Source organism: Nonomuraea corallina, assembly GCF_027620315.1.
Lineage (GTDB): Bacteria > Actinomycetota > Actinomycetes > Streptosporangiales > Streptosporangiaceae > Nonomuraea > Nonomuraea corallina.
The window spans coordinates 1-6,225 of sequence record NZ_JAPNNL010000270.1; the positions used below are offsets into that span (position 1 = coordinate 1).

3 protein-coding genes are annotated in these 6,225 nt (G+C 63.6%); all 3 read left to right on the plus strand.

The window, feature by feature from the left end:
* Positions 1-60: 60 nt before the first annotated feature.
* Entirely contained in the window at positions 61-4,338 is a 4,278-nt protein-coding gene (locus tag OUY22_RS35140) for an RHS repeat domain-containing protein (protein ID WP_270159628.1), read from the plus strand.
* A 76-nt stretch (positions 4,339-4,414) separates the two neighbouring features.
* Positions 4,415-4,828: a hypothetical protein gene (locus OUY22_RS35145; protein WP_270159629.1), complete on the plus strand. Its 414-nt coding sequence runs from the start codon at positions 4,415-4,417 to the stop codon at positions 4,826-4,828.
* A 118-nt stretch (positions 4,829-4,946) separates the two neighbouring features.
* Positions 4,947-6,225, plus strand: a 1,279-nt coding sequence (gene tnpC, locus OUY22_RS35150; RefSeq protein ID WP_270159630.1) for an IS66 family transposase, incomplete at its 3' end; no start/stop codon positions are given.

Here is a 6,225-nt window from a genome sequence, read left to right on the forward strand (position 1 = left end):
CAGAAGACCACCTTCACCTACGATCGCCTCGGCAGGCCACTGACCCAAACGGGGCCAGGGGTGACCAACGAGATCACCGACGTCACGCATACGGCTCAGATCCGCTACACCTACGACCCGGACGGCAACAAGCTGAGCGAGACCGTCGCCGACCGCACGGGTGGCGACCCCGATCGCACCACCACGTACACCTACGACGCCCACGGCAACGGGGAGACCAGCACGGGCCCCGAGGGGGGAGTTGCCCGCAGCACCTGGAACAACCTCGGCCTGGTCGACACGATCACCGACGAAATGGGCTCGATCTTCGGCCACACCTATACCAAGCGCGGAGAACTGGCTACCCGCACCCTCAAGAACTGGACGGGCAGCCCCGTCAACCCGAAACCGGCCACCGAGATCGTGCTGGAATCACGCTCCTACGACGCCGGGGGCCGTCTCGCGGCCACCACCGACGCGATGGGCCGCAAAACCTCCTACACCTACTTCAACGACAACCGGCTCTCGCAGGTCATCGCGGACGATGTCAAGCTCAACGGTTCGACCACTCCCAGGGACGTCATCCTGGAGGCGAACACCTATGACGCCGCGGGCAACCTCACGCGCAAGGTCACGGGCGGCGGCGTCACCCGTGCCGACTACGAGTACGACGCGGCCGGCAGGCTCGCCTCCACCACCCTCGACCCCAGCTCGCTTAACCGGCGAACCGTGTTCGAGTACGACGCCAACGACAACACGACGAAGGAGACCCGCACAGGCGCCGGCAGCACCCGCCAAGAGATCATCAGCTACGCCTACAACGCCGCGGGCGTCAAGACACGTCAGACGGTCGAGAACGGAAACCAGGACCTCATCACCACGTGGACCGTGGACGACCGCGGCCTGGTCACGGCGGTGACCGATCCACGAGGCAACACGGACGGCGCGACAGCGGCGGACTTCACCGTCGACAACCGTTATGACGCGCTCGGCCGCCTCATCGAGGCCAAGGCGCCGGCTGTTCAGATCGAGAAGGCGGGTACGGAAGCCGCGAGCGCGAGGCCGATCGTCCGCTCGGGCTACGACACGTCCGGCAACCAGACGCACCAGGTGGATGCGGAAGGCCGCACTGTCACCACGGCCTACGACAAGGACGGCCGAGTCGTGACGGTGAAGTCCCCCGCCTACACCCCGCCGGGCGGCACAGCGCTCACACCACAGATCACCCATCAGTACGACCCGGCAGGGCGTCTTACCAAGACCACCGACCCGCGCGGCCACGACACCACCTTCGAGTACGACGCCCTCGGCAACCTGGTACGCACGACCGACCCAGGCCCATCGGGACCGGGCGGCGTTTCAGTCGCGGAGTACAACCTCGTAGGCGAACAAATGGCAGCCGTGGACCCCACCGGCGCCCGCATTCAGGCCACCTACGATGACCTCGGCCGTAAGATCACCGAGACCGAGATCGAGCGCAGGCCGACCAACGCGGCCTTCACCACCACGTACACCTACAACGACGCCGGCATCCTGACCAAGGCGGTCGCCCCCGGTAACAAGACCACCTCGTTCGTGGTCAACGCCGCCGGAGAGGTCACCTCGACGACCGACCCCGCCAACAACACCACCACCAACACCTATGACCTGGCGGGCCGGCTGCTGCAGGTGCGTGACGCCACGCTCAACGCCACCGCCACCAGCTACGACCTGGCCGGTCGCCCCATCGAGGTCAAGGACCTCAACAGCTCCGGCACCACCCTTCGCACGGTCGGCCTCGGCTACGACCCGGCCGGCAACGTGATCAGCGAGACCTCCGCCGAGCAGCACACCATCCGCCACGCGTACGACGCGCTCAACCGGCTCACCAGCCTCACCGAACCGGTCAAGGCGAACGAAGAGATCGTCACGCGCTTCGGCTACGATGCCTCCGGCGCCCGGACCCGCCTGATCGACGGCCGCGGCAACACCACCTGGACCGCTTACAACAGCTTGGGCCTTGTCGAGCGCGTCATCGAACCGGCGACCACCCAGCATCCGAGCGAGGCCGACCGTACCTGGACCTATGGCTACGACCAGGCCGGCAACAACACGACGATCCTGCAGCCGGGCGGCGTCCGCATTGACCGCACGTACGACCATCTCGGCCGCCTCACCCAGGAGAGCGGCGCAGGCGGCGGCGCGGCCACCGCCGAGCGCACCTTCGGCTACGACCCCGCCGACCGCCTGACGACGGCGGGTGACTACACGCTCGAGTACAACGACCGCGGCCTCCTCACCAAGATGGCGTCGCCGTCGGGCCAGCCCATCACCATGGCCTACGACGCCAACGGGAACCTCACCCAGCGCGTGGACGCCGCCGGCACCGCGAACTTCACCTGGGACAACGCCAACCGCGCCGCCACCGCGACCGACCCGGTCACGGGCCGTACCTGGACCTACGGCTACGACAAGGCCAACCGTGTCACCAGTCTGACCTCCGCGAACCCGGTCAACACCCACTCCATCAGCTACGACAACATGGGCCGCGCCACGTCCCAAACCTTGAAGAGTGGCTCCGGCAGCGAGCTGGCGAAGATCACTTATGGCTGGGACCTCGACGACAACCTGACCACCAAGACCACATCCGGCTTGGCTGGGTCAGGTATGAACACCTACGGCTACGACCACGCCAACCGGCTCACCTCCTGGACGGCGCCCAACGGCACGACTACCGCCTACGAGTGGGACGCCGCCGGCAATAAGATGTTCACCTACGACGAACGCAACCGCCTGACCTCCGGCGACGGTACCGACTACACCTATACGCCGCGCGGCACTCTTGCCAGTGAAAGCAAGAACGGTGTCACGACCCAACTCACGTTCGATGCCTTCGACCGCCTCATAGCGGACCGCGAAAACCTGTACAGCTACGACGCCTTCGACCGCGTCACCCGCCGCATCAGCGGGACCACCAGCCAGATCTTCGCCTATGCGGGACCCGGCAACGATCTGGCCGCGATCAGCGTAAACGGCTCTGTTCAAGCCAAGTATGCCCGAGACTCCTTCGGCGCCCTGCTGGGTCTACAAGAGGACGCCAACCCGGCGGTGGCAGCGTTCAATGACCTCCACGGCGACCTGGTCGGCACCTTCACTGGCACGGCACTCGTCAGCTCTACTGCTTATGATCCGTTCGGCGAGATCAGCGCTGAAACAGGCCAGAAGGCCAGCCTCGGATACCAGAGTGAATACACGGACCCGGACACCGGCAAGGTGAATATGCATGCCCGCTGGTATCAGCCCGGCACCGGTACATTCACCAGTCGCGACACCGCCACCCTCGACCCGAGCCCTTCTGTTCAGTCCAACCGCTATACCTATGCAAACGCCAGCCCTGTTAACAATGCCGACTGGAAAGGAAATGCTGCCGAACGCCTCTGTAGCATCATCCTGCAAGCGAAGAATGGCTCGTGTGGTAGGCTCAATGCCAACGCTGATGAACAACCTTCTAGAGGTCGGGCTTCTAGCTGGGCTCACGCGGCAGGAGGTCAGGTCAGTAAGGGTCCTGATCATCCAGTGTACCGCGAGCGTGAATTTGAAGGTTCAGATTTGGCTGATAGTACTACGAATGAAGGATTGGCATGCCATGCCAAGTACGGTGCCGGCTGGTGTGTGGGGGCTTGGCGCGTTTCCAAGAAGGTAGCCGTATTTGCATACGATATGCTGCCAGACGGCCGAGATGAACAAAAGCGTAGCGCGATCCGTCACTTCATCTGGCAGGTGATGCTTACCGTCCAGTGGGGTCCAGGGTTTGCAGAAGACGCCGCCGCGAACCACGAAAAGTACAGCAAGCAAGACAGTCCTGGGGATACAAAGGCAGATTTGGCAATCAATGCAATGGCTCGCCAGTACGGCGTTAAGCATAAGAAGAAGCTGCAGAAAATGATAAGTAACTACGGATTCGACCAGGTGATGCAGCACTTGTATGGCATTGCCGAGAAGAACCTATGTGACAAAGACTATGGTGATGGAGGCTTTAGTTGCGAAAATGAGCCAGCCAATAAGCCTGGAGCTTTCGGCTCGATGCCGATACTGACTGAGAAGGACCTGAAGCAGGCAGAGATTGATCTGGCTTGCATGACAGGGCCGTGTACCGGAAGTACAGGGGGCTGGGCCTCGAACTTTTTCTACTATAGCTTCGCTATAGGGCTGGATTTCGGCTACCCCGCGCCTAGCGGAGCCGCGCCATCTGGCGGCCAAATAGTGGGTGCCACTTTTCAAAGAGGCGTTCGACTCGATGTCGCTGCGGAAATTCATTTCGCCCGTCTGGAGAATGGTTCATATGAAGTGGTGGGAGCAGTGGCGTCGTTCGGTTGGTGAGAGGTATAGCGGGAGAATCGGTCCTCCAGCGCTCGTCAGCATTATCTTAGCCTTTGGAGTGAGCTGCGGAGGGCCGGTGAGCAGCCTCGAAAAGGCCCAGTGTCTTGAGGCTGCATCCAAGGAGCATGTGATGCTCAAGAGAGCGATCCAGGATGCGCTACGTGCTGGAGAGAAGCCTTTCAACATGACAGAAGAGCATGGCTGTGATTCGTCTGCAAATGGCGCTTTCCTCTTGATTGATCTTCCTGAATCGATGACAAGCGACCGAGTCTTTCGAAGGCTCATGGAGAAGGGCTGGTCGCTGGAGGCTCGTCGATCGGCGGCTCCTGGAAACCGGGCTGATCTAGCAAAAGGAATAGGAAAGCGAATTATAGGTATTCGACTTACAGAACGTGGTCAAATAACTGATTCCAAGTCGCCGTCGCCCGAGAGGCTGGTGGTGCAGGCAATTGATGACTGCTGGGGCGAAAGGTATCTTTGTCAGTCGTAGGTTTGCGAGCTCATGTGTGATGATTGCTGCATCTTCTGTACGCCCTTTACTTGTAGGCATTCAGTAGGTCTCGGTCTTGCTGGCGTGAGGGCTGTCCGCGAGGTGCGATGATCTTTGGGTGCCGAAGACCCCGGAGCGCCGTCCGTCGTATGACGAGCTGGCATCGCTGGTGGTCCGGCAGATGGCCACGATCGAGGCTCAGCGCGAGACGATCGCGCAGTTGGAAGCGACGGTGGAGCGGCTGACCGCCCGGGTTGCCGAGCTGGAACGCCGGCAGAACCGCAATTCGGGGAACTCTTCGTTACCGCCGTCCAGCGACACCTTCGTCCGTCCGGAGAAGCAGCCGCTGGTCAAGAGCGGGCGGACACGGGGCCGCCAGCCCGGTGCTCCGGGCAGCGGCCTGGCCATGGCCGAGGTCCCGGACGAGGTGGAGGACCACCTCCCGGCCGCCTGCGGCGGATGCGGCAAAGCGCTGTCGTCCACCGACAGTGTCGGCTACTCGCGCCGGCAGGTGCGTGACATTCCCCTGGTCACCGTGACGGTGACCGAGCATCGGGCGCATCGCTGCCGGTGCGGCGGGTGCGGCGCTGTCACCGGCGCGGACATGCCCGGGCAGGTGGCGGGTGCGCCGTCGTCGTACGGGCCGAACCTGCGCGCACTGGCCGCTTATCTGCTGGTGTTTCAGCACGTGCCGGTGGAGCGCTGCGCTCAGCTGATCGCCGACGTCACCGGAGCCCGGGTCTCGCCCGGCTGGGTGTCGTCGATCCTGGCCGAGGCCGCCACGCTGGTCGCGGGCAGCATCAAGGTGATCCGCGCGCTGCTGAGGCTCACGCATGTGCTGCACGTCGATGAGACCACCACCCGGATCGGGGCGGCGCGCCGTTGGCTGCACGTGGCCTGCACGAACACCTTGACCTTGCTCGGCCTGGGCGAACGCTCCCGCCAGGGCGCCAACTCCCTCGGCGTCCTGCCCGAGTTCCGCGGGGTGCTGGTGCACGATTCGCTGTCGCTGTATGACGGCTACCCGCACGCTCGTCACCAACTGTGCGGGGCGCATCTGGTCAGGGAGCTGACCGCTGCGGTCGAGGATCATCCCGGTCAGCGGTGGCCGGCGCAGATCCGGTGGGCGCTGGCCGAGTTGAACAAGCAGGCGGTCAAGGCCCGTGAGAAGGGGCTGGCTGAGATTCCGCCCGAGCGGGCGCGGGTCTACCTTGAATCCTTCCATCAGGGGATCGCGGTCGGGCTGTCGCTGCATCCCCGAGCGCCCGGCCGGAAACAGTCGCCGGCTCGTAACCTGCTGGAACGGCTGCGGGACCGGGCTGATGAGGTGCTGCGCTTCGCCGACTTCCCCGGCTGGGTGCCGTTCACGAACAACACCGGGGAGCGCGCGCTGCGCC